The organism is Actinomadura sp. NPDC048021 (genome assembly GCF_040653135.1).
Lineage (GTDB): Bacteria > Actinomycetota > Actinomycetes > Streptosporangiales > Streptosporangiaceae > Spirillospora > Spirillospora verrucosospora.
Genome location: NZ_JBEZJQ010000004.1, coordinates 56,300 through 80,620, shown reverse-complemented (window position 1 = coordinate 80,620; position 24,321 = coordinate 56,300). Strand labels below are relative to the sequence as shown.

Sequence of the window (24,321 nt, the reverse complement as noted above, 5' to 3'; positions counted from 1 at the left end):
GTCATCCTCCGATGGTGGGGTTTCGGCGAGGCCGTGGGCGAGGAGCCTTGCGCGCCGCGGTTCTGCTGGGCGGGGGTGGAGGCCGCGGTGATGAGGCACCCGGGTCGAGGTCCGGGCTGATCGCTCCGGCGACCAGTGCAGTGACGTCTGCCGGGTCTATGCCCGTGCGTGCCGCAACGCGGTCAACCTGGCGAGCGATCTGGTCGGGTGGCAGTTGAGCGATCTGGGCTGCGGCGGCTTGGGCGGCGGCCAACCGGGACTCAACGAACTCCAGCGCTCCCCCGAACCGCTGGATTTTCTCATCTATGACCAGGTCAGCGAGGGGGATTACGGAAAGTAGCGCCTCGCGGACGGCGAACTGGCTCGCTGGGGACAGGAGGTCGCCCGGGTCGCGGCCTGGTGGAAGGAGAGCCGCTTCGATAGGCCCTGCGATCGTGCGGAGGGTGCGCCAGGCTCGGACCGCTGCGGCTCGTCCAGCATCGTCCCCGTCGAGCGCGATCACCAGCCCGGACGTGGACCCGTCAGCGCGTGCCGCGATCGCCTCGACGTGCGCGGTGGTGATCGCTGTGCCGCAGGGAGCGACCGCGGCGTAGACGGCCGGTAGGGCGACATTGACCGCGATCGCATCGAGCGGCCCCTCGGCAAGGAGAGGACGACAGGTGGTCGCGAGCTGGGCGCGGCTTTCGTGCAGGCCGAACAACACTTCGCGCTTGTGGAAGAGAGCCGTGTCGGGTGTGTTGAGGTACTTCGGTCCGGGGGCTTCGTCACGTCGGCGACCGATGAAGCCGATGATCTCTCCGGTTCGGTCTCGGAGCGGGAACAGAACTCGGTCCCGGAACGTGTCGAGAAGTTCGCCGCCGTCTCTCTCTTTCGCCAGGCCGGCGTCGATGATCGTCTGGTCTTGATGTCCGAGACCACGCAGATGTTGGAGCAGCGCACGGCGGGGGCGTGGTGCGAGGCCGAGCTCCCATCGTTCCTGGACCACGGCGTTGAAGCCGCGGTCCGCTAGGTAGCTGGCGCCCCAGCTTCCTGGCAGGGCTCGTCGGTAGAAGTGATGCGCGTCTCTGAGCGCTGCTCGGAGGGCCGAGTTGTCTCGTGTTGCAGTTGTCGGAGAACGCTCGGCAGGGCTGACAGCTGAGGTTGAGGCGGAACTGGTCACCGGACTGGCGAGCGCGTGCAGGCGTCGTCGGAGTCGTGTGCTCGTTCTGACAACCTGGTCGCCGACGACGCGGATCGCGGCAGACGCGTTCGTCCGAGCGTCCGTCCCGGCCCATTGCTCCGTCGGCGGGAAGCGAAGGTGTGAGACGTCCAGTCCGAGGTCGGCCAGGACGAGGTGAGCGACCGAATCCGCGAACACGCGCCGCGCCCCCAGGCACGGCGCAGCATTCCTGGTGCAATCATCGAGGAGCCCGCCAGGTCCAATGGCGTGGGCGAGCTGGTGCACGAGCCGCGTCGCTGCGGAGACCTCGTCGAGTTCTGGAGCGAGTTGGATTCGTCGCCCCGCGCGCCCGAGGTAGGTCCAATCTTGCCCGCGGTCTAGGTAGAAGCCGAGGTCGGCAGCCAGCCGAGAGAGCTTCTGCAGGGCTTCAGCCGGGGAGAACGACTCCTTTGCGATCGGCTCGCCGTCGGTCTGCTCGACATCGAAGACCGCGCGGGGGTTACCGCGCATGGAGATGATCCGGATGCCGGTCTCGCCACGGCGCACTTGCCGTCCGTGCTCCTGCCATGCGTCGTAGGAGCGGACGTCGGTCGCCGAGCGACGCTGGGCTGGGATGAGCAGGGTGTTGATGAATCCGTAGCGCCCGTGCCGGCTCGCGTCGCGGAGCCAGGCATCCCACGCCAGGCTTCCGTCCACGAGGCGGCCGACCGAGTGTTCGGCGATGCCGTGGAGGACGCCGAGTTGGCGATGCTGTTCCTCCTCCTGGGCGAGAGGCTCATCCTCCGAGGGGGCGCTCATGACGTCTCCCGGCCGGAGGACTCTTCACGGACGAAGGCGATCAACTCTGTCAGCCGGTAGTTGGCCATGCTGAAGCCCAGCTCTCGCAGCCGCTGGCCAAGCCGGTCCCGGCTGAACGAGCCTCCTTCACGTTCCACTTGGCGGTGAAGCTGACGAGCGATGGCCAGTACCTCTTCGTCGTACCGGTCTTCTGGTGCGCTCTCGTTGCCGGGCGCGTGTGAGGTGGGAGATGCAGGCGGCCGGTTGAGAGCCAGCCGTTCGGCCAGCGGTGCCTGCCATCGCCACGACCACCTGCCGTACTCCTGCTGCAGTCGCGAGACGGCCTCCAGGTGCTGGCGCTCCAGTTCGAGGCCCTGTTGGTACTCGGTGATGTGCCAGAGGACCATCCGTCGCCACAGCAGGAGGCTGGAAGCGGGCGCGAGTACCCAGCGAGCCATCGGCACTCGCTCCACTCGGCGGGCCGAGGCCAACCCGACCCACCGTCGGATCAGATGCCGCACGCCTTCGATCACCGTGATGAACAAGACGGGCATGGCCGCGTACATGAGGCTGCCCGCGAACTCTCCGTGTGCGGCGGACACGTTCACCAGGACGGTGCCGGCGATGTAGAGCCAGGCGACCAAGCGAAGGACCGGCCACGGCAGGTCGAGGTACTCCATCAGCAAGTCCCAGGCCAGCAGGATCAGGATGCCTACGTCCATCCCGACGGGGACGATCCAGGCGAGCCCCTTGAAGTGCGGCTCGGCCATCTGCCGGATGGTGGTGAAGGAGCCAAGGCCTCCGAGGATCGCCAGCGCAGCTATCAGCGGTGCGATACCGGCTGCCGCCCACCTGACAACGCCTGGCTCCGGGTGCGTCCGGACGATGTCGTTTCGACTGTCGCCCGTAACCATGGCTCGGGGTCGCTTCAGCCAGGTCACCGCCGCCGCCTTTCGACCATCCAGAGCACCAGTTGGGCGACGTACCGAGGCTCAGCCGTAGTGCCCAAGAGACGGCCGTGAGCGGTGACGTAGGCGTAGACGCCGTCAGCTCCAGCGCACAGGACGGTCTCGGACCATCCGTTGTGCCGGATGCGCAGGCACCAGCGTCCGTTGCGCGGCTTTCGGACTCGTACTCTGAGCCCCAGCCGTCTCAGCTCGTAGCGCAGCCGGAGCAGACGGGCGCGCCGTTCCTCCAGCTCAACCTGCATGGTCGATGCCTGCATCCCCATCGCTCCCCCGGTGATGTCAGCCCAGCGCATTATCAACTAAAGCCTTCGAGGATGAAGATGCATCACTCATAGGCATCGGTCAACTACAGGGAGCGTCCGGCGTGTTGTGACTTTTTTGGGTGATGCCAAGGGCTCATGGGCTGTGCCGTTGGCCCTCCTGCCGCAGCGGTGTACTGGACGTCCGTCTGCCGTGTGTGTCGGCGGTCGCAGGAGTCCAAGGTGTTGGGAAGGCGGCCATGGCAAGGCGAGCTGGGGTTGGCTGGGCCGCGGTTTCGAGCCACGGAACTGAACTGTCGGTCACGCGGCCGAGGTGTTGTCTTGCTCGACGAGCCGCGTCCGCCTGCGCCTGGCGCTGCTGCAGGAAGCGGATCTGGGTGATGGTTTCGAGGAGTGCGATTAGCCGACTGGCCAAGACGAGGATCGAGACGGTGGTGTGGTTCTGGTTTCCGGTCAGCGCCAGGAGACGAGCAGCAGAGCGCAGGGCATTGCCCGCTGAGGTGGGGTGAGAGATGCGGCCGTAGGGCGAGCGGGCGGCACGCTCGTAGGAGTCAGCGGCATAACCCAGGTGTCGGTTGCCGGTAGCTCTGGCGGCCACGTGCAAGACGTCGGATGCAGCCCAGCAAGCGTCCTCGGCCGCGTAGGGATTGGTGGCCAGATACCTGCGCATGTGGGAGGTGGCGTAGGCGGCGGCACGAGCCGCATCGTCATAGAAGGCTTGGCGTTCCTCTGGCGTCAGATCATCCCTCGGAGAAGCACCACCCTCGGCGCCCGGCCCTGATGGGCTCCAGCGTTGCCTAATGCGCGGGAGGGTGAGGTCGTCGGCGAGCTGGCCGCCGGAATACCAGTCGGGCTCCTCACCACCGGGAAGCGCTACGGCGTAGCCGGTGAGCTTTTCGGGATCGAGCCGGCTGTAACGAGGGCGGACGAGCAGACCGTGGCGTTCCAACAGCTCGAGGAAGTCGGCGGGCGTCCGCGCCTCGTCCGCCGCGCGGCGGACGGTCGTCCGCAACACGGCGCGCGTCGTCCGCGCTGACAGATGCCGTCCGGACGGCGGACGAGCCCCCGGACGATCGACCTGCTCTGGGGCCCATCGGCGACGGAGTCTGGGCAGGGTGAGGTCGCTTGCCAGCTTCCCGCCGCCGAACCACACAGGCTGCCCGGACGATCCCAGATCGTCTGGCAAAGCAACGGCGTAACCGGTGACCTCCCCGGAGAACTGCGTGCTGTGACGCAGGCGCACCAAGACGCCCTCAGCTCCCATGGCAGCGAAGAACTCCGCTTCGGTCCGTGCTCCCGCCGCCGCGGTGGCGACCCGCCGCCGAAGCACAGCGCGAGCAGACTCACCGCGTCCGATCCGCGCTGCCTTCTCGGTCTCGGCGCGCTTGGGCCGCCGCGCCGCCGTCCGGTCCGCCGGGGCCGTGGACCGCAACCCGAATTTCCGCTCCATCGCCCGGCAGGCATCCCGAATCCGATACCCGTCGTTCCATACCTTTGGTCGTGTCCCGTCCGGACGGGCGAGAGTGGCGACGACGTGGATGTGGTCATCGGCATGACGAACCGCGATCCAGCGGACGGCGTCCTCGTCTCCGTCCGGCGCCAGCCCGGTGCGAGCCATGGCCGCCTCGGCGACCTCTGCCCATTGCCGGTCGCTCAGAATGGGGTCTTCCGGTGCCGCCCTCAGGGACAGATGCCACACCGGCTTGCGGTAGTTGCGCTCCCCCAGTAACGCCAGCGGCTGATTCAGCAAGCCGTCCAGGTGACGAAAGTTCCGGCTGCCGTCCGGCCGGAGCGCGGGCTCCAGTTCGGCTGGGGTTCGGAAGCCCGCCACGATGTGCGGATCGCGGTGCTCCCCGCGCCGTCCGGGCCCGTACAGGTACCGAATCAAGCCCTGGACCCGTTTTCCCCGCAGAACCTTCCCGATCACTGCTCGCCCATCAAGGAAGGCTGCGCCTCAGCTCGTCTGCCAGGTCATCGAGCTTGCGCACTGTCCGCGCCGCCGCCTCGGCGTACCACTGGAGCTGAGCCGGCGGATCCCCCGCGTGCAGCGCTGCCACGACCTGGTTGAGGTTCACTCCGATCCGCCGGGCCTGCCCCGCCGCGTGCATCACCGCCGCCAGAGCTTCTCGCAGCTCGACATAGTCGGCATGCTCGCCCTGACTTGCCACGGCCAACAGGACCTGAGCCGCCCACGCCCCCGTCGCCAGCCGTTCCCGCTGCGCCGCCGTCACCAGTAGAGCGTGCTCGTCCTCGGACAACGCGACGAACAACGCACGCCCTCGCCGCGGCGTTTGATGCGTCCTTCGGTTCCGGCGAGTCTCGCTCCTCCGCGACGAGTCGCTGCCCCCGTCCTCGGTCATCACCCTCCCCCGGATCGCGCTCGATCCGTCCGCTCGCTGTGGACCGCGCCCGGTCCACACACCAAATCCTTAGGATTTCCATTTCTTGCCCCGCGCCCGCCGCCCTCCGGCGGACGGCTCATGGACCTGTCCAGCACTGCTGGGTAAGGACCTGCAAGGGCGACCCCACCAAGGCAGATCTAGTCGGAGCGTGGAGAACGAAGAATCGTCATCCCACTCTTGGCGGACGCCCCCGGTACCGTCGGGCAACCCGAGCTAATTCAGACGACCGGTCTCAGCCGCTCGACCCGAAGCTCGGCTGCTTGGGTTCCGTCTCCCCGCAATCGCTGGAACCCTTTGGTAAGGCACTTCCGGCGATCATCGTGTCGGCCCATGCTGGATTCCGTGCTGCAGCAACTCTTTTGATCGACAGCGCCACAGGAGACGACCGATGAGCACTGAGCCAGCAGCGGCCCTGCCCAAGCTCGCCGCCCCGGCCCGGCGAGCATTGGCGGCCGCCGGCTACAGCAGCCTCACCCAACTCGCCCAGGCCAGGGCAGACGACATTGCTGCACTGCACGGGATGGGCCCCAACGCGATCAAGGCGTTGTGCCAAGCCCTCCGGGAACACGGCCTATCGTTCCGCGCCAGCGACGACGCCTAACGGCCGCGGGGCCGCTCGAGGACGCCCTGGGTCAACGTTCCCGGCGTGGGTGCGGTACCTGCGGCGGGGACCGAAGCTCGGGCGGAACCGCGTCGGTGCCACAGGGATTCGACAGGACGTCACCAATCGGGTTGGGGAAGTCCTTCTTCGCGGGCTCCACCTGCGCCGCCTCACGATCGTCAGTCCTTGCCTCAGCCCCCTGCGCAAGGGACTGCTTCTCGCCGGTGTCCACGACGTGGATGGGAGCGAGCGCGCTCGCCGCACGCCGGAAGGTGTCACCGAGATCGGCAGCCTGTTCAGCCGCCCGCCCCAGCGCGTTGTGTGCCGCAGTCACGGCGGGGGTCGGGTCTCCGCTCTGGTCATGCCCGAGCCGTCCGGCATCCAGTTCCCTCGTCAGGAACGCGTCGATCTGCTCAGCCGTCTGCGCCAGGCGGAATGAGGTCTGAGCCAGGTTCCCCAGAACCGTGTACGCGGCTGCCGGCTCGGAGAGCCCCGGTGAGTCTTGGGTCAGATGGTTGAGGTCCCGGACACGCTCATGCAACTCGCCAGCGAGTCGCTCGATGTCCTCGTTCGTACGGGTCTCGTGATCGTCCATGTGTGGTGCTCTCCAGCATCGAGGCGGATCCGAACATGCGGCTCTCCTTTCGTCGGGGACAGTCCACAGTCTCAACGCTCACTGAAGTGAGATAAGACTGTTTGCGCTCCATACTGCCTGGCGATGCCGCCGATGGCCAGCTAGCCCGTCGGCGTGTCCGTCCTGGCGACCTCGATGACAGCAGACGGGCACTCCCTGCCGGTTTCGGAAGCAGGGAGGGCGTGCGCCGAGGCTTGTTGCAGCCGTCTCGACGCACTCCCTTCTTCACTGCCCCAGCGGGGCTCTACACATCTCCTCAGGCAGGTTTGCCGGCGCGGTACTCGAGAGCCTCGGGTGTCTCGTTGTACTCCAGGAGATGGTTGCCCGCGATGCGCTCGAGGACCTCTCGGACCTCGGCGGGCGTCGCGTAGAAGAACTCCCTGCGGAGGTTGACCTGGTTGACGCGACGTTCGGAGAACTCCTGATGGAGCTTGTTCTCCAGACCAACGGCGTCGTCGCTGAAGATGAGCGCGTGGACATCGAATCGGAACGGCACCGACGCGTCGCCCAGTTCGCGTACCCGGTCCATCGGCTCCAGGCGCCGCGTCATCCCTATCTTCACCATGCGCTCGCCGAACGCGCCGATGTTGGAGATGACGTACACGTAGCCGGCGCGGACGTTGGCGGCACGACCCTCTACGTCGGAAATGGCCGAGTCCACGTCGGCGAGCTTGGCCCGCAGATCGGCAGCACCCTCGGCGTTCCCGTTCGCCTCCAGGCGCGCGAGCGCCGATTCCACGTGTGAGCGCTCCTTGAGCAAGCGGGCCTTCTCGCGCTCGAACTCCTTGCGGGCCTTCTCCTCCTCACGCTGCCGCTCACGCTCGGCCCGGACGCGCTCCTTCTCCTCCTCGGCCTTGGCCAGATGGTCCGCGGTCAGACGCAACTCCTTGACGCGGATCGCGCGGTAGTCCCTGCTGACCCGGATGTCCATGGTCTTGCCAAGCCGCTCGATCGTCTGGGCGCTCTTGTCGAGCCGCTCGATCGCCGACTGCAGCTTGTAGGGGCGCATCGTCCTGACGAGGTTGTCGGCCTCGGCGTTGTAGGCGCGCAGCATCAGCTTGGAGAAGTCCCGCACCATCTTGCCGCCCTGAGCCGCCGAACCGTTCACCGTCCAGTTCGTGGCTCCGACGACCGCCTTGCCCGCCCGGGCCATGGCCTTGATGCGGTCCTTCACCTTGGCCAGCTCGGCTTTGTAGGCGACGACGTCGGCCAGCGGATGCTGGTACTCGTAGACGCCCGCCTCCTGCAGAAGGGCCAGGTCCTCGGTCTCGACGATCGAACCGCGGATCCGCCGCAACTCGGCACGCAGCTCCGTGCGCTTGCGCTTCGCATCGGCGACCTCGCCGCGCAGACTCTCCAGTTCTGCCGCTACCGCGGGAGCGTCCAGGCCCCCGAGCCGCTCCAGCCATCCGCGCAACTCGGCATTCTCGGTCTCAAGTTCTTCGATCCGTTGTTTGCGGGTGCCGAACCCCGCCCTCCCTCTGGATCCGCCGGAAGGCCCGTGCGGAGGTGGCGCAGATCCGGCAGGCTGGGGAGCAGGTGGCCTGACCACCTCCTGGCTCGGCATTGGCGGCGGGATACTTGCAGGCGGTGAGGTCTGCACCGACGCGGGTGACCAGAACTGCCAGCCAGGCGGCACGGGCGGCCAACTGGCATCGGGCATCCAACCGGGTGGCGGCGTCCAGCCTGGGGGCGGCGCGGGCCAGGTCGGCGGCGGGTTGTACTGCCATCCGGTGGGGTGAGGCATGGTCGGAGCAGGCATGGGCGCGGGCGGTCCCAGGACGGGGGCGGCCGGCGGCGGGGTAGGTGTCCCCATGTCGGCTGCGAGCATGCGCAGTTCCGGGACGGCGGCCCCTTGCAGGGGCGGTCCCCCGACGAGATCTTGGACGACCTGGGCGAGTAGCGGCGCGTCCTGATCGTGTACGTCGCCGAAATCAACCTCGGCGCCCGCCCGATCCGTGATCACGAAGAACCACCGCTGCTTGTAAGATTTCCGTGTTTCCACGGAGGCGATCGCCCCGATCTCGCTCTCCTGGAGTGGTCCCTTTTGCGCGAGTTCGGCAAGGCAGAATCCAAGGACCCGACGTCCAGTGACGGCGATATGCGTGAGCGTCGGAAGCGCCTTGACGGTCGTCGCGAGAGCCAGCACCCTCTCGCCGTCCTTGAGGAAAAACCTCAACAGGCGCATGGCCCGCTCAGCGTCACCTGGCTCTACCTCGGCCCCGATGTAGTCCGGGTGCGGGATCTCCTGCAGTGTCATCACTTCCTCGCAGCGCCATCTCAGACGAAACGAGGGCCTCGATCTAACGTCACGACCCCCGCTTCGCCGCTGACTTGAACTCGTCGAGGGGAGCACCCGACATTCCTGGGACGGCCCGGTAGTGGTATCGGTTTACATGCCGCTAAGCGCCGCCTCCGCCGCCGAAGCCTCCGAGTTCGGACGCCGATCTTGGTCATTCGGGTGCGGGTCCGTCAGTCCGGCAGCCTCACCGGGCATACGGATGGTCATCTCGTGGCGACTTGACAGTCAGTCCACCAGGCCGTGCTGGACGGCGATCACGCCGAGCTGGAAACGTGTTTTGATATCGAGATTCTCTCGAAGTGCCTTGATGTGGCGACGGACCGTGGTCAGGCTTAGATTCACCTGTTGAGCGATGGTGTCGTCTGGTAACCCCTGGACCAGGAGGCGCAAGATTTTCACCTGAATCTCCGGTAAACCTTTCCTGTTGACCCCACTTCCCCCGTATGGAATGGCCCTCTCCCAAAGTAGTTCGAAGTACTCCCAGAGCGCACCCACGATCACCGAGGACTGAACGAGCAGCACCCCGGACGTTTCAGAGGAGGTGAGGGGAAGGAGCGCAACACCCTCGTCGGCGAGCCCCAGACTCATGCGAATACGAGGAAGGATCCGAACTTCGATCCCGGTCTCGGCTATTGATTCCATCTTGTCGCGCGCGACTTCCTCCGCCAAGAGATCGCCGTCGTAGATGGCCCTACATCGAGCACCGCGACCAACTGGAGAGGGAGTCGCAGTGATGCCAGCTCCATCCATTGGTTCTGTCGGCGCATAGTTGCTTAGGGTCAACCACTCGCGCTGAACTGAGCCTAGGAGCGTGCTGGTCAGTCTGCTGACTTCGTCGGTGTCGGTGATGAGCCGCGCCAACTGCCCTACCGACGCATCCGGCTCTTCGCGTGTGGAGGAAGCGAGGGCACACATACGCTGGTAACCGCCCAGAAGTCTTTCATAATCGGCCAGCGCCTTCCGAGCGAGACCGACGAGCGTGTGCTGCAGGACCACGTCCATCGGAACGGGCATCAGGCGAGCCGGCAAGCCAACTGCCGGTTCGCGGACCTGGGCCATTCCGGCGTGGATCAGGGTCTCTACCTCATCCACGCCCCCGAGGAGGTCTGCGGCCTCAACCGCCGGACAGCCATCTGCGACGAGGAGGCGGAGATATAGACGAAGAGTTTGCGCTTCAACGACTCCGCCAAGCAGTCGAACGGTCTTCTCTTCGAGAGAGCGCATGCAGCAGCCTAAGGTCGAGTGTTTGAGCCGAGATCTGAACCCGCTCCTTCGCTGGAAGCAGACATGATGGACTTACGCCATAGCCTCTTTTGTTTCGATCTTCGAAGAATTCTCTCTCCCGGCGACCAGTCGGAGTCCGATCAGCGCGGAGAGCGTTGCAACTATCGCCGTGGTTCCCGACCAGAACGCGAGCGCCTCGGCCCCCAGGATGGTCGCCAGTCGTCCGGACACCAGCATGATCAGTGGCATGAGGAGATAGCTGGCGACCATGTTCCAGCTGTTAACACGGACTAGTACGTCCAGCGCGATCCGCTCCTGCAGGGCAGTAGCCCACAGAACGTAGTAGACGGCTTGGAGTACTCCGGGCACGACGGCTGCTGCGGCGATCGACGGCCACGGGGCTCCGCTTCCCATTAGGAGCATGGGAAATGCGACCGACACGGGCAACAGCGCGGCCGCCGACATGGGCCAGCCGGGACGCCAGCGGGCGCCGACCAATGCACCCATCACGGCCCCGAGAGGTTCGCAGGCACTGATGATGCCCCAAGACCAGGCGCCGCCATGCCCGTCGATGGCATAGAGCGGACCAGCGATCTTGGTGTAGCAGACCACCGCAGTGGTGATCGCCGTGTACTGCAAGGTCATGATCCACACCCATGGGCGTGCTCCGAACTCGCGCCATCCGGTCCGCAGGTCTCGGAGCGGTCCAGTGCCGGGTTCGCTGGGACGAGAAGTCGCAAGGCGGCTGAGCAGTACGACGCTGAGCCCGCACAGGACACCTCGCATCGAGGCAGACCATGCTGGGCCGACCGCAGTGACCATGGCCCCGGACGAGACGAGCCCGATGAGCAGGCCTATCGACTGGGTCTGGTTGATCAGCGCATTGCCGGCTGGCCGGTTCGGCGAGTCGAGGAGATCGGCGATGATGCCGCGGAGCGTGGGCAGGAACAGTGCGGTCGCGACGCCGCCGACGGCGGCCAGCGCACACAGCAGCGCCAGGGGCGCTCTACCGGTGAAAAGCGCGGCGCCGATCGCAAGCCAGGAAAGGCAGGCCAACGTCTCGGCTCCCATGAGGACGTAGTGCCGGCGGAAGCGGTCCCCCGCGACTCCGCCGCAGATGATGAGCAGGGCCGGGAACGCGTTACAGGCCATAACCAGAGACAGGCCTCGGGCGCCATAGCCCAGATCCATGACGCCCCAGGCCAGGGCAAGTTGTCCGAACCCGACGCTCGCGCTGGAGACGATGCGGGAGATGAACAGGGGCGCCACGGACGGGTCTCGGAACAAGGTGAGGGGCGATAGAAATCCCGACACTGAGCCCATCTACTTTCTCATCAGGTGTGTGAGGAGGAACTGGGCGATGTCTCCGTAGGCCTTGATCTCGTTGGCGCGGTTGCTGAACCCATGGCCCTCATCGGGATAGATGTCGTAGCGCACGTCGATGCCGCGTGCTCGAAGCCTGGTGACGATCTGGTCGGACTCGTCCTGCGGAACGCGCGGATCATGGGCGCCCTGGAGGACCAGCAGTGGTGCGGTGATGGCGTCGGCGTAGGTGATCGGCGACCGGCGCGTGAGGTGTTCGGCGTCGGTGTCGGGGTTGCCCAGGACAGCGTCGACGGTGGGCCGCCAGGTGGGCGGGCAGGCCCGAGCGAGAGTGACCAGGTTGGAGGGGCCGCAGAACGACACCCCGGCCGCCCATCGATAGGGCAACCGAGACAGGCAGGACAGGGCGGCGAAGCCTCCGTAGGAGCCCCCCATGACGGCGATGCGGTCGGCGTCGATGCCGGGAAGCGTGGTCAGGTGGCGAACCGCGTGATCGAGGTCGACCAGATCGATCCCACCCCAGTCGCGGTAGATGAGCTTTTGGTGGGTGAGGCCGTAACCCGTGGAGCCGGCGATGTTAGGTGCCAGCACCGCGACGCCCTCGTGAAGGAGGTACTGGTAGAGGCCGGCATAGGCGTACTCGGGACGTTCCTGGGCTTCTGGACCGCCGTGGACCGAGAGCACGACCGGATGCGGGCCTGAGGTGCTCGGCCGGTAGAGCAGAGCGTGTATGCGGCGTCCGCCGGAGGACGAGTAGGTGATCAGGTCGGGCTCGACTGGATCGATCACCTGAACTGCGGGTGGCCGGGTGTCGGTGAGGTACCGGAACCCACCCCCCGGGTCGAGGACCCCGAGCTCGCTGGGTCGTGTCGGGGTGTCAATCTCCAGGACGATCTGTTCCCCGTCCGGGCTGAGTGCGATCGCGTCGATGACCCCCTGCGGGAGGTCCGCGAGCGCGAGTTCGCTTCCGTTCCGCGTGGCGCGCAGCACGGAACGTCCTCCTTGGTTGAGGGACCAGACGAGCATCTCGCCGGCGGCTTCGATGTGCTCGACGTCCCAGTCGTCGGAGCTGATGCGTTGCATCGAGGCATCGGTCAGGGTGTACCGGCCAATGGCGGTGAACTCGCCCCAGACATCGGTGGACAGGTAGAAGGCGGTCGAGTCTGGTGTCCACGGTCCCGGGGCGAAGTAGCCGCTCCCATGCTCAGCGGTAACGCACACGGCGTCGAGGTCGGGATAGGTGAGGTCGATGAGATAGATGGCGACGTCAGTGTTAGACCGAACGCCGGCCGCCAGCAGCCACCGGTCGTCGGGCGACATGCTGGCAGGGGTGAAGTTGACCCCGTCCGGAGGAACGATCCGGCGTTCAGTGTCGTCCGACAGGTCCCGGACGAGAATGTCCTGCACAGTGCGGTCACGGTCGTTGGCCGCGAAGAGGAGATACCGGCCCTCCGCGCCGAATGGGGTGTCCGCCAAGACTCGCTGACAGTCCGGACCGGCGCTGATCTCAGTGAGCTCCTCGCCGTCTGTACCGATGCGGTAGATGCGGTACTGCTCATCGCCGTTGCGGTCGGCAGTGAAGACCAGGCCCTTGTCATCCGGCCACCATGCGAGCTGGCACGCCGCCTGGCCTTCGAGCCGGGTCAGCCGGTGCGGTGCCCCGCCGACGGTCGGAATCGTCCATACGTCGAAAGTTCCTCCGGCGTTACTGCAGTAGGCCACGGTCTCGGCATCCGAGGACAGGGCCACTTGCCCGCGGAAGCGCTCGGTGGGGACGAAGTCCAGGTAGTCGGGCATCGCTAATGTGCTCCAGACGCATCGTGTTATTTGACCCAGCCGCGGCGGGCGGCTGCGGCGCCCATAGCGACACGGCTGGTGGTGCCGAGTTCTTTGCTGATCGCGCTGACGTGGCGCCGCACGCTGCTGGTCTTCAGCCCGATCCGCCGCGAGATCCCGTCATCGGTCATCCCCTGCGCCAGCATCCGCAGGATCGACATCTGGATCGGCTTGAGCGGCAACTGGGGCTCGGCCTCTCCCAGCGGAACCGCGCGCTGCCACAACAGTTCGAAGTACTCACGCAAGGCGGCGACGATCACCGGCGACTTGATCAGCAGGGCACCGGGCAATCCGGTCGGAGTCAGCGGCAGCAGCGCCACGGCCTCGTCGGCCAGCTTCATCTTCATGCCGATCTCGGGCAGGATCCTGGCCTCTTCACCAGCCTCAGCGTGCATTCGGATGATCTTGGCGCCGACAGGGTGTTCGGCACAGGACGCCTGGTAGATGGTCCGGCTCAAAACGTTGCCTTCGAACGCGGGAAGGGGAGGCATTCCAGCCAGTTCTTCCAGCGGCCGTTCCATGGCGAAGTTCTCCAAGGTCAACCAGTGCCGTCTTGCGGTTCCCAGCAGTGAGCGTGAGGTGTCTGTGATCTCGGTGCGGTCTGTGAGGATCCGCACCAATTGATCGGCCTGGCCTTCCATCACGCCGGGGAAGGGGTGCATGTCGACCATGCGCCGCTGACCGTCCAGCAGCCGTTGTTGGTCATCGACCAGCTTGCGAGAAAGCGCGGCAAGCGCCCCTTGGAGGGCCAGGTCCGGCGCGGTGGCGACGAGCCGCGCAGGAACCGCCAGCCCCAGCGGCATGACATAGGCCAGCCCAGCCTCCTTCAATGCCTCGACGACTTGCGGACCGCCGAGCACCTCGGCGGCCTCGGATGGCAGACACCCGTCCGAGCCGAGCAGCTGGGCGTAAGGGACGAGCAGATCCTCGGCGACGATGCCCTTCAACAGCCTGGTGGCCGTCTGTTCGAGCTCGGTACTCACTCACACCTCCCATGACAGAGAGTATCGACACGAGTGAATAGCGTTACAAGCTGGCCGATGAGCGTTTGGCGTCAACGAGCAAAGTGACCACCGGCAGCCAGCCCCTACAGCTGGGACTCTCCAGAGCTGTCACCGAAGGCGGTCTCCTAGAGGCCAGCACCCCTGAATTGGGCCACCGAACCCTGGTCACTTACCACCATGAGGCGTTTCGATCAGGCCTGTGAGCTGGCAGAACCCGGTTTGATCAGGGTGCCCCGCCGCCGATCGACCGGAGCGAGAATGAACCGTCTACGCAAGGCCACCCACTCACCCATGATCCAGTGGCTCATCCGCCTCACCACACCGGGACTCAACCAGTGCGCGTGCGGTGGATCTGCCCCTGACCCGTTCCTGGCGCGAGCCTTCAGCCACCCCCAGGGAGCCGGCGTCATCGGCCCTGGCGCCCAACGTCTGCTTCGGACCGTGCTGGTCGACACCCTGGCCCGTGGCGCAGAAGGATGCGATGTCGTCATCGTGCGTCCCGACCTGGAGCGCCTACTCGGCGCCACCTCCCTCCCAATTCCGATGCACGTGGCGCCCGTCGTGCACATCACCGACACCCTCGAAGATGCGATCGAGCACCTTGAGAGCAGGGCTTCCGCCACCACTGCCGCAGGCATGGTGGAGCAACCGCCAGTGCTCTGGCTGGCGACACCAGGGGACGACGCTGACGTCGTCCACCAGACACTCGAAGGCCAGCCTTCGACAGACCTCATCGCGCTGTTCAACGGTCCCTGGCCGTACGGCCCCACTCACTTCGTCACCACCGAGGGGCCCCAGCACCCGCCCTGCCACAACCTCGATCTCCTCACCCGCGATCAGGCAGTTGCCAGGCTCCGAACCCTCAGCTGGGCAAACAGTGGATCCGGTGATCAAGAGACACCAGGCGAACGTCCTCCTAGTTAAGGACGGCGACCAGCATGGGTACCCCACCTGGCTTTCTCCGTTCCGGGGACGGGGAGGCCAGCCGGGATCATCGGTGCGGTGCCGCGTTCACCTGCCTTCCATCTTTGGATGGGTGATAGGTAGCCAACCTCTCCTTACAGGACCCGCCTGCCAGCGAGTGTTCCTTACCAATCAGCACAAGTAGCCAGCAGCGACACCCCGGGCCTACACCCCTGGACCGGGGTCTCCTGCGGTGCCCTCAGCGCTCAGCAGCCGCATCGCACTGCTGGTCAGTTGTGCCCAGCGAACGTTCTCCTCATTTAACAGCTCGAATTCCCAAGGTTTCATTGTGGCTCGTCAGCAAACGATCGGAGGATTCCATGAACGCTCTGGCACGCACCTCACACGTCCCTTACGGGACGAGTAGCCAGCGATTCCACAGAGGCTCGCTCACCGCCCCAAGCGGGGAAACAGAGGTCTCCCACAGTCCTCTCGGCAGTCTGTCCGGGCTTCGCGAACCGAGCTGCGCGGACACGACTCGCTCCACCCGTAGCAGGGCCAGCTTCCTGATCGCCGGTCTCAGGGACCCGGTGGACGGTGTCGTCAACAGTCCAGTCGCACATGGCCGTTCCCTCAATGCCGAGGCACTCACGAGCAAGGTCGGCGTGTCCTGGATCCGAGCGACCAGCCCTGTCGCGATCCAGCGTCGACGGCCTGAGCCAAGCGTGTCTCAGAAGCTCGAGCAGATCGCTTAGGCACAGTAACGGGGAAGGCTCCCGCTGCCGACCCCTCGGCCAGGCGTCGTCTGGCCGAGGGGCGCGTCTCCGCCGGGGGCCGGCCTACTGTGCGCCGCGGTCGGACATTCCCCGTTCGACCTCAGCGACCAGAACGCCGCCGATGTCCACCTGCGGTCCACTCGTCGATCGGCTCCATCAGATCAGTTCATGTGCTCCCCCGCGCACGCGGGGTTGGGGCCACCACCTTGTGGTGGCCCTTTGTGGCCGTGCTACTTCGTATCTGCAAGACCATGCAGCCTGCGTGTGTTAGATCAGTCCTATGTTCGGGGAGACGGGCGGCGCATGGCTTCGCGGGCGGCTGTCAGAGGCAGCCAGGTCGGTTTGGGCTAAGCATGATCGCAGAACGGACGGCCAGCTGCCCTTGTGGCGCCATCTCGCCGATAGCGGTGCCGTCGCGGGTTTGTTGTGGGATCTGTGGGTGCCTCGTCAGTGCCGCATGATAGTGGCCGATCAGCTTCCTGGCGGTGTTGAAGATGCTCGTCGGCTAGCGGTGTGGTTGGCGACCACTCATGACATTGGTAAGGCGACGCCGGCATTCGCTTGCCAGGTAGAGTCACTGGCTGACCGGATGCGCAGGGCGGGGCTGGACATGCCCACGCTCAAGCGGCTGAACGATCGACGGGTCGCGCCGCATGGCCTGGCTGGTCAGGCACTCCTGCAGGAGTGGTTGATTGGGCATGGCTGGTCTCGATCGGCGACGCTGCCGTTCACGATCATTGCCGGTGGGCACCATGGGGTGCCGCCGACGTTCAGCGGTATACACGAATTGAACGTGCACCCTGATCTCTTGTGGACGCCGGGCTGTGAGTCAGTTTGGCGGAGCGTTCAGAAGGAGATCTTGGACGCTTGCGCGGAGATGTGCGGTGTTGATGACCGGCTGTCCGAGTGGCGGCAGGTGAAGCTCTCGCAGTCGGCGCAGGTGGTGTTGACCGGGTTGGTCATTGTCGCTGATTGGATCGCCAGTAATTCGGACCTCTTTCCGTACTTTTTCGACAGCGGGTCTCCGAGCGACGAGAAGCGCGTCAAGGCGGCGTGGGAGGGGCTTGCCCTTCCGGCGCCGTGGCGGCCGGTAGAGCCGGTCATGGCCGCGGACGAGTTCTTCTCCTCGCGCTTCACTTTGCCGGTAGGGGCCAGCGTTCGTCCTGTCCAGGCGCGGAGTGTGGAGGTGGCGCGGCGGATGTCCAGGCCGGGGCTGATGGTGATCGAGGCCCCGATGGGTGAGGGGAAGACAGAGGCGGCGCTGGCTGTCGCCGAGGTGTTCGCGGCGCGTTCTGGAGCGGGCGGGGTGTTCGTGGCGTTGCCGACGATGGCCACGGGCAATGCGATGTTTCCTCGGTTATTGCGGTGGCTGCGGCGAGTCCCGGACGCGGAGGGGGCGGGGCCGCGGTCGGTGATGCTGGCGCACTCGAAGGCGGCGCTTAACGACGACTTCGGTGAGATCGTGCGGGCGGGACGGCGGGTCGTCGGGGTCGAGCTCGATGGCGAGGACGACGAGTGGCGGGCGCGGGACGATCATCTCGCGCAGTCGGCTGAGCTGGTGGCCCATCAGTGGCTGCATGGCCGCAAGAAGGCGATGCTGTCGTCGTTCGTGGTTGGAACGGTCGACCAGTTGTTGTTCATGGGGTTGAAGAGCAGGCATCTGGCGCTGCGGCATCTGGCGCTGGCGGGCAAGGTCGTGATCATCGACGAGGCCCACGCGTACGACACCTACATGAACTCCTATCTGGACAGGGTGCTGTCTTGGCTGGGCGCTTACGGGGTTCCTGTGGTGGTGCTGTCGGCGACGTTGCCATCGGGGCGGCGTTGCGAGCTGGCCGAGGCGTACGCCGGGCAGAGCGGCCACGATATGTCGGGCGTGCGGTCAGCCCAGGGCTATCCGCTGCTGACGGCGGTCGAACGCGGGGCTGAGCCGTTGGTCGAGACGGTGGCGCCGTCGGGGCGACGTACCGATGTGCATATGGAGCGTCTGGGCGACGATCTCTCCGAGCTGGCCGACCGGTTGGAACACGACCTCACTGACGGCGGGTGCGCGTTGGTCGTCCGCAACACGGTGGGGCGGGTGCTGGAGACCGCGCAGTTCCTGCGGAGCCGGTTCGGGGTGGACGAGGTCACCGTGGCCCACGCCCGTTTCGTGGACTTGGACCGGGCACGGAAGGACGCCGACCTGTTGAGGCGGTTCGGACCGCCGGAGGACGGCGCGGGGCGGCCGGTGAAGCACATCGTGGTGGCCAGCCAGGTCGCTGAGCAGTCGCTGGATATCGATTTCGATCTCCTGGTCACGGATCTGTGCCCGATCGACCTGCTGTTGCAGCGGATGGGTCGGCTGCATCGGCACGTACGCGGTGAGCGACCGGCGGGTGTGCGCGTGCCCCGGTGTCTGGTCACGGGCACGGATTGGGACGCGGTGCCTGCCGAGCCGGTCAAGGGGTCGCAGCGTGTCTATCGGTTGCACGCGTTGCTGCGGTCTGCCGCGGTGCTGGAGCCGTACTTGGCGAGCACGGCCGCGACGGAGAATGTGGTCCGCCTGCCAGAGGACATCAGCCGGCTGGTTCAGAGCGCGTACGGGACAGGCCCGGCGGGGCCGCCTGCCTGGCAGGACGCGATGGAGCGAGCGTACGAGGCGCATCTGCTGCATCAGGAGACGCAAAGCGCCAAGGCTCAGGATTTCCAGATCAACGATGTGGGGAAGCCGGGCCGTGCGTTGATCGGGTGGGTCGATGCGGGTGTGGGCGACGCCGACGACACCAGGGCGGGCCGTGCCCAAGTGCGCGACAGCCGCGAGTCGCTGGAAGTGCTGGTCGTGCAGCGGTTGGCCGACGGAACCGTCCGGACATTGCCCTGGTTGGGAGACGGGCAAGGCGGCCGGGAGGTGCCGACGGAGGCGCCTCCGCCCTGGGAGGTGGCGCGGACCGTGGCGGCGTGCGGGCTGCGGCTGCCGTTCCAGTTCTCGATTCCGGAGATCCTCGACCGCGTGATCGAGGAGTTGGAGGCCGAGTGCGTTCCCGCATGGCAGTCAAAAGAGAGCCACTGGCTGGCCGGAGAACTGATCTTGATGCTTGACCAGAACTGTCAGACCCGGTTGGCAGGCTTCGATCTGCGCTACACCGAAGCCGATGGCCTTGAGGTGACCCGTGTCCAGTGATGTTCCGGCGATGTCCTTCGACCTGACCTGCGAGCCATGGCTGTTGGTGCTGCGCGATGACGGCACCGACGGCGAGATGTCGCTGCTGGATCTGTTCGCCCAGGCCGACTCTGTGCGGCGGCTCGTCGGTGACGTCCCCACCCAGGAGTTCGCGCTGCTGCGTCTCCTGCTCGCGGTGCTGCACGACGCGATCGACGGGCCTGCCGATCTCGACGCGTGGCAGCGGTTGTGGGAGGAAGGGCTCCCGGTCGACGGGCCGGACGGGATCGCCGCCTACCTCGACCGGCATCGGGATCGGTTTGACCTGTTGCATCCCCAGGCGCCGTTCTTCCAGACGGCCGGGCTTCGTACCGCAAAGGACGAGGTCTTCGCGCTGGGTCGGCTGGTGGCCGATGTCCCTAACGGGAGCCAGTTCTTCACCATGCGTGCCCGAGGGGCGGAGCGGCTGTCGTTCGCCGAAGCCGCCAGGTGGGTCGTGCACGCGCACGCCTACGACACGTCCGGTATCAAGACCGGCGCGGTGGGCGACACCAGGGCTAAGAAGGGCAAGGTGTATCCGCTCGGTGTCGGCTGGGGCGGGAATCTGGGCGGTGTCTTCGTCGAGGGCGCGAACCTGCGCGAGACGCTGCTGCTCAACCTGGTCGCCTTTGACACCGACAATCTGCGGATCGATCCCATTGAGGACCGTCCCGCGTGGCGGCGCGAGCAGGCCGGCCCCGCAGAGACCGGCGCGTTGGAGTTGAGCAGGCGCCCGGCGGGGGTGCGGGACCTGTACACCTGGCAGTCCAGGCGGGTCCGGCTGGCGTACGACCGGGACGGTGTCCACGGGGTGGTACTGGCGTATGGCGACCCGCTGAGCCCTCGGAATCTGCATCAGCGCGAGCCGATGACCGGCTGGCGGCGCAGCCCCGTGCAGGAGAAGAAGCTGGGCGTGGCGCAGGTGTACCTGCCGCGCGAGCACGATTCGAGCAGGAGTGCGTGGCGGGGGCTGGGAGCGCTGGTCGCGGGACGAGCGCCCGGCGCCGATCAGCGCAACGAAGCTGCCGCGATCGTGCGGCCGCGGATACTGGACTGGGTCGCCCGCCTCACGGTCGAGGGCGACTTCGAGCCGGACTTCCTCGTCCGGGCGCGGCTGGTGGCGGCCGAGTACGGCACGCAGCAGTCGGTGATCGACGAGATGGTGGACGACTCGGTCGCGATGCCGGTGGTGTTGCTGCACGAGCGCGACACCCGGCTTGGCCAGGCGGCCCTTGATGCCGTCGCCGATGCCGACAAGGGAGTCGGTGTGCTCGGCGATCTGGCTGCGGACCTCGCCCGCGCGATCGGCGCCGATCCCGAGCCGGCCCGCGCCCGTGCCACGCATCACGGCTACGGCCTGCTGGATGGCCCCTTCCGCGAATGGCTCGCCGCGCTGGACCCGGAGAAGACACCCCAGGAGCAGCGGGCGCTCTGGCAGGACGAGGCAAGGAAACTCCTGGCCCGTCTTGGAGCCCAGGAGGTGGCCGACGCAGGCGAGGGCGCGTGGGAGGGCCGTGTCATCCAGACCGGCAAGGGCCAGGAGCTGTGGCTGTGCGCACCCCGCGCCGACGCGACCTTCCGCTACCGGCTCCGTAAAGAACTGCCCGGGACGGCTACCACACCTGAAGGCGAGTCCGACGAGCTGACGGGGTGGGCCCCTACCGAATCCTTGGAGGCAAGCAGATGACGGCCACCCTTCCGGACGGGCGTCTCCAGGTATCCGACCTGGTGCACCAGGTCGTCGGAGAGTTCGTCTCCGAGTTGCAGGAGGGCTACCTGCGCGATACCAGCGGGGCCGTGGGCCGTCTCGCGCAACTCCGGCGCGGAGCGGGCAAGCTCCCGCAGGACGTTCCGGAGCTGTGGGGGCTGGCAGGAGCCGAGCGGCTCTATCAGGAGCAGTCGCTCAGCGAGGTGCAGGCGACCCGAGCCGAGGCCGCGGCCTTTCTGGCCGTGACGCTGTTCGCGTTGCACCAGCAGTCGCGCCCCAACCAAAGGATGCACGGCTCCGGTGTCGAACTCGGCGCGGCCGTGCGTCGGCTGATGCCGCGGGGCGAGATCGATGAGGCGATTCGGCGGCGGTTCGTCCGCGTGGGTACGGCAGGCAGCCTGGAGACGCTCGCCTACCGGCTCCGAGAGATCGTCTCGCTGCTGCGCCGGGAGTCGATCCCGCTGGACTATGCGCTGCTGGCTCGGCAGCTCTACCAGGCCCACACTCCGGAGGGTCTGGAAAGGGTCCGCCAGCAGTGGGGCCGCAGCTTCCACAACTACCGTCCGCCCCGCGGCAACGGCGACCAAGCTCAGCCGGCACACGCGGGCCAGTCCGGGCGGACACCGCAGGACGAGGCCACGACCGACAAGGACGTCACATGACTCGTACCATCATCGACCTGCACGTGTTGCAGAGCGTCCCGCCGAGCAACCTCAACCGGGACGACACCGGCACGCCCAAGACCGCGGTCTACGGCGGGGTTCGGCGTGCACGGGTGTCCAGCCAGGCGTGGAAACGCGCCACCCGCAAGAGCTTCCACGACCTCCTCCACCCCAGCGAGCTGGGCGTGCGCACCAAGCGCGTCGCCGAACTGCTCTCCGACCGCATCTGCAAGCTGGACGCCTCCATCGACGAGCCGACCGCCTGGAACCTCGCTGCCGAGACCGTGCAGAACGCGACCGGCTCCAAGATCGAAGTGCCCAAGCGCCGCGCCGGCGCAAAGGACGACGACGCGTCGGCCGCAGCGCCGGAGGCCAAGTACCTGATGTTCCTCAGCGCCCGCCAACTCGACGGGCTCGCTGAACTCGCCGTCGAGGGACGCGACGACATCACGACCTTCTTCAAGGACAAGGAGAACAAGGCGCGCGCCAAGCAGATCGCCAACGCCCGCCACTCGGTCGACATCGCCCTGTTCGGGCGCATGGTCGCCGACGGCGCCGACATCAACGTCGACGCCGCCGCGCAGGTCGCGCACGCCCTCAGCGTCCACCAGGTCGAGAACGAGTCGGACTACTACACCGCGGTCGACGACCACAAGGAACGCGAGGACGACGACCTCGGCGCGGGCATGATCGGGACCGTGGAGTTCAACTCCGCCACCCTTTACCGCTACGCCGCTCTCGACGTCGACCAGCTCCGCGGCAATCTCGGCAAGGGCCTGCGCGACGACGAACCGGTCACCGAGCCCGTCCGCCGTGCCGTGGAGGCGTTCGTGCAGGGCTTCATCACCTCGATGCCCACTGGGAAGGTCAACACCTTCGGCAACCACACCCTCCCGGACGCTGTCGTGGTGAAGATCCGGTCGGCCCGTCCGATCAGCTTCGTGGGCGCGTTCGAAGAGCCCTGCAAGCCAGGCGCGGGCAGCGGATACCTGCAGCAGGCCGCAGCGCGGCTGGCCGGCTATGTTCCACAGATCGAGCGGGCTTATGGAGTCGCCGAGGACGCCCGCACCTGGGTACTGCGCGTCGGCGACAACACCGAGCCGCTGTCGGAACTGGGCGCCCAGGTCTCGCTGCCGGAGCTGGTCAGCGAGGTCGGCGAGGAGGTCGCCCGCCGCCAGGAAGCCGCGCAGTGAGCGTCCTGGCCATGCAACTTGCCGGCCCCTTGCAGTCGTGGGGGGCCTCTGCGAGGTTCGCCCGCCGCACCACCGAACAGGCACCGACCAAGAGCGGCGTCATCGGCCTGCTGGCCGCCGCGCTCGGCCTCCGACGCACCGACGACCTCAGCGACCTGGCGGCGCTGCGGTTCGGTGTCCGCGTCGACCAGCGCGGTGTCCCCGTGCGGGACTACCAGACCGCCCAGCACTTCAAGTCCGGCAAGTCCATGCCGGTGTCGGAGCGGTTCTACCTCGCCGACGCGGTGTTCCTCGCCTTCGTCGAAGGGGATGGCGTCCTGATCGAGCGGTTGCACTCCGCGCTGCGCGACCCGGTCTTCCTGCCCTATCTCGGGCGCCGCTCCTGCCCGCCGTCCCGCCCGGTCGAGTTGGACGTCCATCACGACCAAGGCATCGAACAGCGCCTGGTGGACGAGCCCTGGCGTGCCGCCGCATGGCACCAGCGGCGAACCCGCGAGCAGATGGTGCGGCTGGAGACCATCGTGGAGGCCGGCCGCGGCGACGGCCCGACCGACACTCTGCGCGACCAGCCCCTCAGTTTTGACCCGATCCACCGTCGCTACGCCCTGCGTGGCATCGTCCGCGACCACGTGAGAGTGCCCAACCTCATCGCCCGCCGCGCGGGCGCCGGCGCACCGACCGACCACGACCCGACCGCCGTCCTGCGAGGCAAGTGATGTACCTGACGCGCTTCGGTATCAACACCGAACGGATCGGCGCCCGCAAAATCCTGTCCTCCCCGCAGGTCCTGCACGCGGCCGTGATGGCGTCGTTCGCCGAACTCCCCGACCCGTCCCCCGACGCACCGCGCGTACTGTGGCGGCTCGACCGCGACAGCCGGTCCCGCACCCACTTGTGCATCGTCAGCCCGTACAAGCCCGACCTGACGCATCTGGTCGAACAGGCCGGTTGGCCGACCACCGCCCGCTGGGAGACCTACGACTACGGGCCGTTCCTCGACCGTCTGGCCGCCGGCGACAGGTGGGCGTTCCGGCTGACCGCGAACCCCGTCCACTCCGTCCGCAACAAGGACGGAGTACCGACCAAAGCCACCGCGCACATCGGCCCCCGCCATCAACTGGGCTGGCTCTTGCAACGTCAGGAGAGCAGCGGGTTCAGGATCGTCCGCAAAGCCTCAGCTCGCGACGACGAGGACCCGCTTGCCGCGCACGAACTGATCGTCCACAATCGCCGCCAGCTCGCCTTCACCAAGAGGGGCGCAGGTAAGCCGGTCACCCTGGTCACCGTCACCTACGACGGCCGCCTGGAAGTCACCGACCCGGACGCCTTCCGCCGCATCCTCACCCGTGGCCTCGGTAAAGCCAAGGCGTACGGGTGCGGGCTGATGACGCTGGCAACGGCCTGACCG

At 66.9% G+C, this 24,321-nt stretch carries 18 protein-coding genes; 8 read left to right on the top strand and 10 right to left on the bottom strand.

The features are described 5' to 3' along the window. Position 1 precedes the first annotated feature (1 nt). From AB0C87_RS08460 to AB0C87_RS08445, 4 genes are all read right to left on the bottom strand, one after another. Positions 2–1,957, bottom strand: a complete 1,956-nt coding sequence (locus AB0C87_RS08460; RefSeq protein WP_360576943.1) for a toprim domain-containing protein — start codon at positions 1,955–1,957, stop codon at positions 2–4. Beyond that, the gene (locus AB0C87_RS08455; RefSeq protein ID WP_360576942.1) at positions 1,954–2,877 is read right to left on the bottom strand and encodes a DUF2637 domain-containing protein; all 924 of its coding nucleotides are present in this window, start codon (positions 2,875–2,877) and stop codon (positions 1,954–1,956) included. Before AB0C87_RS08455 ends, AB0C87_RS08460 begins: the two co-directional genes overlap by 4 nt. 423 nt (positions 2,878–3,300) lie before the next feature. Next, positions 3,301–5,091, bottom strand: a complete 1,791-nt coding sequence (locus AB0C87_RS08450) for a hypothetical protein (protein WP_360576941.1) — start codon at positions 5,089–5,091, stop codon at positions 3,301–3,303. Positions 5,092–5,101: 10 nt separating this feature from the next. Then, the gene (locus tag AB0C87_RS08445; RefSeq protein ID WP_360576940.1) at positions 5,102–5,434 is read right to left on the bottom strand and encodes a hypothetical protein; all 333 of its coding nucleotides are present in this window, start codon (positions 5,432–5,434) and stop codon (positions 5,102–5,104) included. Positions 5,435–5,954: 520 nt separating this feature from the next. On the opposite strand from AB0C87_RS08445, the gene AB0C87_RS08440 reads away from it, so the two are divergent. Continuing rightward, the gene (locus AB0C87_RS08440) at positions 5,955–6,167 is read left to right on the top strand and encodes a DNA-binding protein (RefSeq protein WP_360576939.1); all 213 of its coding nucleotides are present in this window, start codon (positions 5,955–5,957) and stop codon (positions 6,165–6,167) included. Positions 6,168–6,198: 31 nt separating this feature from the next. Here the strand turns inward: AB0C87_RS08440 and AB0C87_RS08435 are convergent, their stop codons facing one another. From AB0C87_RS08435 to AB0C87_RS08410, 6 genes are all read right to left on the bottom strand, one after another. Next, positions 6,199–6,762: a hypothetical protein gene (locus tag AB0C87_RS08435; RefSeq protein ID WP_360576938.1), complete on the bottom strand. Its 564-nt coding sequence runs from the start codon at positions 6,760–6,762 to the stop codon at positions 6,199–6,201. A gap of 295 nt (positions 6,763–7,057) precedes the next feature. Beyond that, the gene (locus AB0C87_RS08430) at positions 7,058–9,061 is read right to left on the bottom strand and encodes a DUF4041 domain-containing protein (RefSeq protein ID WP_360576937.1); all 2,004 of its coding nucleotides are present in this window, start codon (positions 9,059–9,061) and stop codon (positions 7,058–7,060) included. A 267-nt stretch (positions 9,062–9,328) separates the two neighbouring features. Further along, the gene (locus AB0C87_RS08425; protein ID WP_360576936.1) at positions 9,329–10,327 is read right to left on the bottom strand and encodes a helix-turn-helix transcriptional regulator; all 999 of its coding nucleotides are present in this window, start codon (positions 10,325–10,327) and stop codon (positions 9,329–9,331) included. Between the two features lie 72 nt (positions 10,328–10,399). Further along, the gene (locus AB0C87_RS08420; RefSeq protein WP_360576935.1) at positions 10,400–11,596 is read right to left on the bottom strand and encodes an MFS transporter; all 1,197 of its coding nucleotides are present in this window, start codon (positions 11,594–11,596) and stop codon (positions 10,400–10,402) included. Positions 11,597–11,650: 54 nt separating this feature from the next. After that, positions 11,651–13,447, bottom strand: a complete 1,797-nt coding sequence (locus AB0C87_RS08415) for a S9 family peptidase (RefSeq protein ID WP_360576934.1) — start codon at positions 13,445–13,447, stop codon at positions 11,651–11,653. Positions 13,448–13,473: 26 nt separating this feature from the next. Further along, positions 13,474–14,469, bottom strand: a complete 996-nt coding sequence (locus AB0C87_RS08410; protein WP_360576933.1) for a helix-turn-helix transcriptional regulator — start codon at positions 14,467–14,469, stop codon at positions 13,474–13,476. Positions 14,470–14,931: 462 nt separating this feature from the next. Here AB0C87_RS08410 and AB0C87_RS08405 point away from each other — a divergent pair, with 462 nt between their 5' ends. The 7 genes from AB0C87_RS08405 to cas6e all read left to right on the top strand — a co-directional run bounded on the left by AB0C87_RS08405 (position 14,932) and on the right by cas6e (position 24,318). After that, positions 14,932–15,414 carry a hypothetical protein gene (locus AB0C87_RS08405; protein ID WP_360576932.1) on the top strand — a complete coding sequence of 161 codons (483 nt, stop codon included), beginning with the start codon at positions 14,932–14,934 and terminating at the stop codon, positions 15,412–15,414. 1,035 nt (positions 15,415–16,449) lie between these two features. Further along, positions 16,450–19,332 carry a CRISPR-associated helicase Cas3' gene (cas3, locus tag AB0C87_RS08400; RefSeq protein ID WP_360576931.1) on the top strand — a complete coding sequence of 961 codons (2,883 nt, stop codon included), beginning with the start codon at positions 16,450–16,452 and terminating at the stop codon, positions 19,330–19,332. Between the two features lie 10 nt (positions 19,333–19,342). Next, positions 19,343–21,037, top strand: coding sequence for a type I-E CRISPR-associated protein Cse1/CasA (casA, locus tag AB0C87_RS08395; protein WP_360576930.1), 1,695 nt, complete (start codon positions 19,343–19,345; stop codon positions 21,035–21,037). Further along, a complete protein-coding gene (casB, locus tag AB0C87_RS08390; RefSeq protein ID WP_360576929.1) occupies positions 21,034–21,720 on the top strand; it encodes a type I-E CRISPR-associated protein Cse2/CasB in 687 nt (228 codons plus the stop codon). The genes casA and casB overlap by 4 nt, the downstream gene beginning before the upstream one ends. Continuing rightward, positions 21,717–22,913 (top strand): type I-E CRISPR-associated protein Cas7/Cse4/CasC, encoded by a 1,197-nt coding sequence (cas7e, locus tag AB0C87_RS08385; protein WP_360576928.1) that lies wholly within the window; start codon positions 21,717–21,719, stop codon positions 22,911–22,913. The genes casB and cas7e overlap by 4 nt, the downstream gene beginning before the upstream one ends. Beyond that, the gene (gene cas5e / locus AB0C87_RS08380) at positions 22,910–23,629 is read left to right on the top strand and encodes a type I-E CRISPR-associated protein Cas5/CasD (RefSeq protein WP_360576927.1); all 720 of its coding nucleotides are present in this window, start codon (positions 22,910–22,912) and stop codon (positions 23,627–23,629) included. Before cas7e ends, cas5e begins: the two co-directional genes overlap by 4 nt. Next, positions 23,629–24,318, top strand: a complete 690-nt coding sequence (gene cas6e / locus AB0C87_RS08375) for a type I-E CRISPR-associated protein Cas6/Cse3/CasE (protein ID WP_360576926.1) — start codon at positions 23,629–23,631, stop codon at positions 24,316–24,318. Before cas5e ends, cas6e begins: the two co-directional genes overlap by 1 nt. The last annotated feature ends 3 nt before the right edge of the window (positions 24,319–24,321 follow it).

What these genes read in the sequence shown, in the direction of transcription:
- AB0C87_RS08460 (WP_360576943.1), bottom strand. Translation starts at nt 1,957, where the DNA reads ATGAGCGCCCCCTCGGAGGATGAGCCTCTCGCCCAGGAGGAGGAACAG.
- AB0C87_RS08440 (WP_360576939.1), top strand. Translation starts at nt 5,955, where the DNA reads ATGAGCACTGAGCCAGCAGCGGCCCTGCCCAAGCTCGCCGCCCCGGCC.
- AB0C87_RS08435 (WP_360576938.1), bottom strand. Translation starts at nt 6,762, where the DNA reads ATGGACGATCACGAGACCCGTACGAACGAGGACATCGAGCGACTCGCT.
- AB0C87_RS08430 (WP_360576937.1), bottom strand. Translation starts at nt 9,061, where the DNA reads ATGACACTGCAGGAGATCCCGCACCCGGACTACATCGGGGCCGAGGTA.
- AB0C87_RS08425 (WP_360576936.1), bottom strand. Translation starts at nt 10,327, where the DNA reads ATGCGCTCTCTCGAAGAGAAGACCGTTCGACTGCTTGGCGGAGTCGTT.
- AB0C87_RS08415 (WP_360576934.1), bottom strand. Translation starts at nt 13,447, where the DNA reads ATGCCCGACTACCTGGACTTCGTCCCCACCGAGCGCTTCCGCGGGCAA.
- cas3 (WP_360576931.1), top strand. Translation starts at nt 16,450, where the DNA reads ATGTTCGGGGAGACGGGCGGCGCATGGCTTCGCGGGCGGCTGTCAGAG.
- casA (WP_360576930.1), top strand. Translation starts at nt 19,343, where the DNA reads ATGTCCTTCGACCTGACCTGCGAGCCATGGCTGTTGGTGCTGCGCGAT.
- casB (WP_360576929.1), top strand. Translation starts at nt 21,034, where the DNA reads ATGACGGCCACCCTTCCGGACGGGCGTCTCCAGGTATCCGACCTGGTG.
- cas7e (WP_360576928.1), top strand. Translation starts at nt 21,717, where the DNA reads ATGACTCGTACCATCATCGACCTGCACGTGTTGCAGAGCGTCCCGCCG.
- cas6e (WP_360576926.1), top strand. Translation starts at nt 23,629, where the DNA reads ATGTACCTGACGCGCTTCGGTATCAACACCGAACGGATCGGCGCCCGC.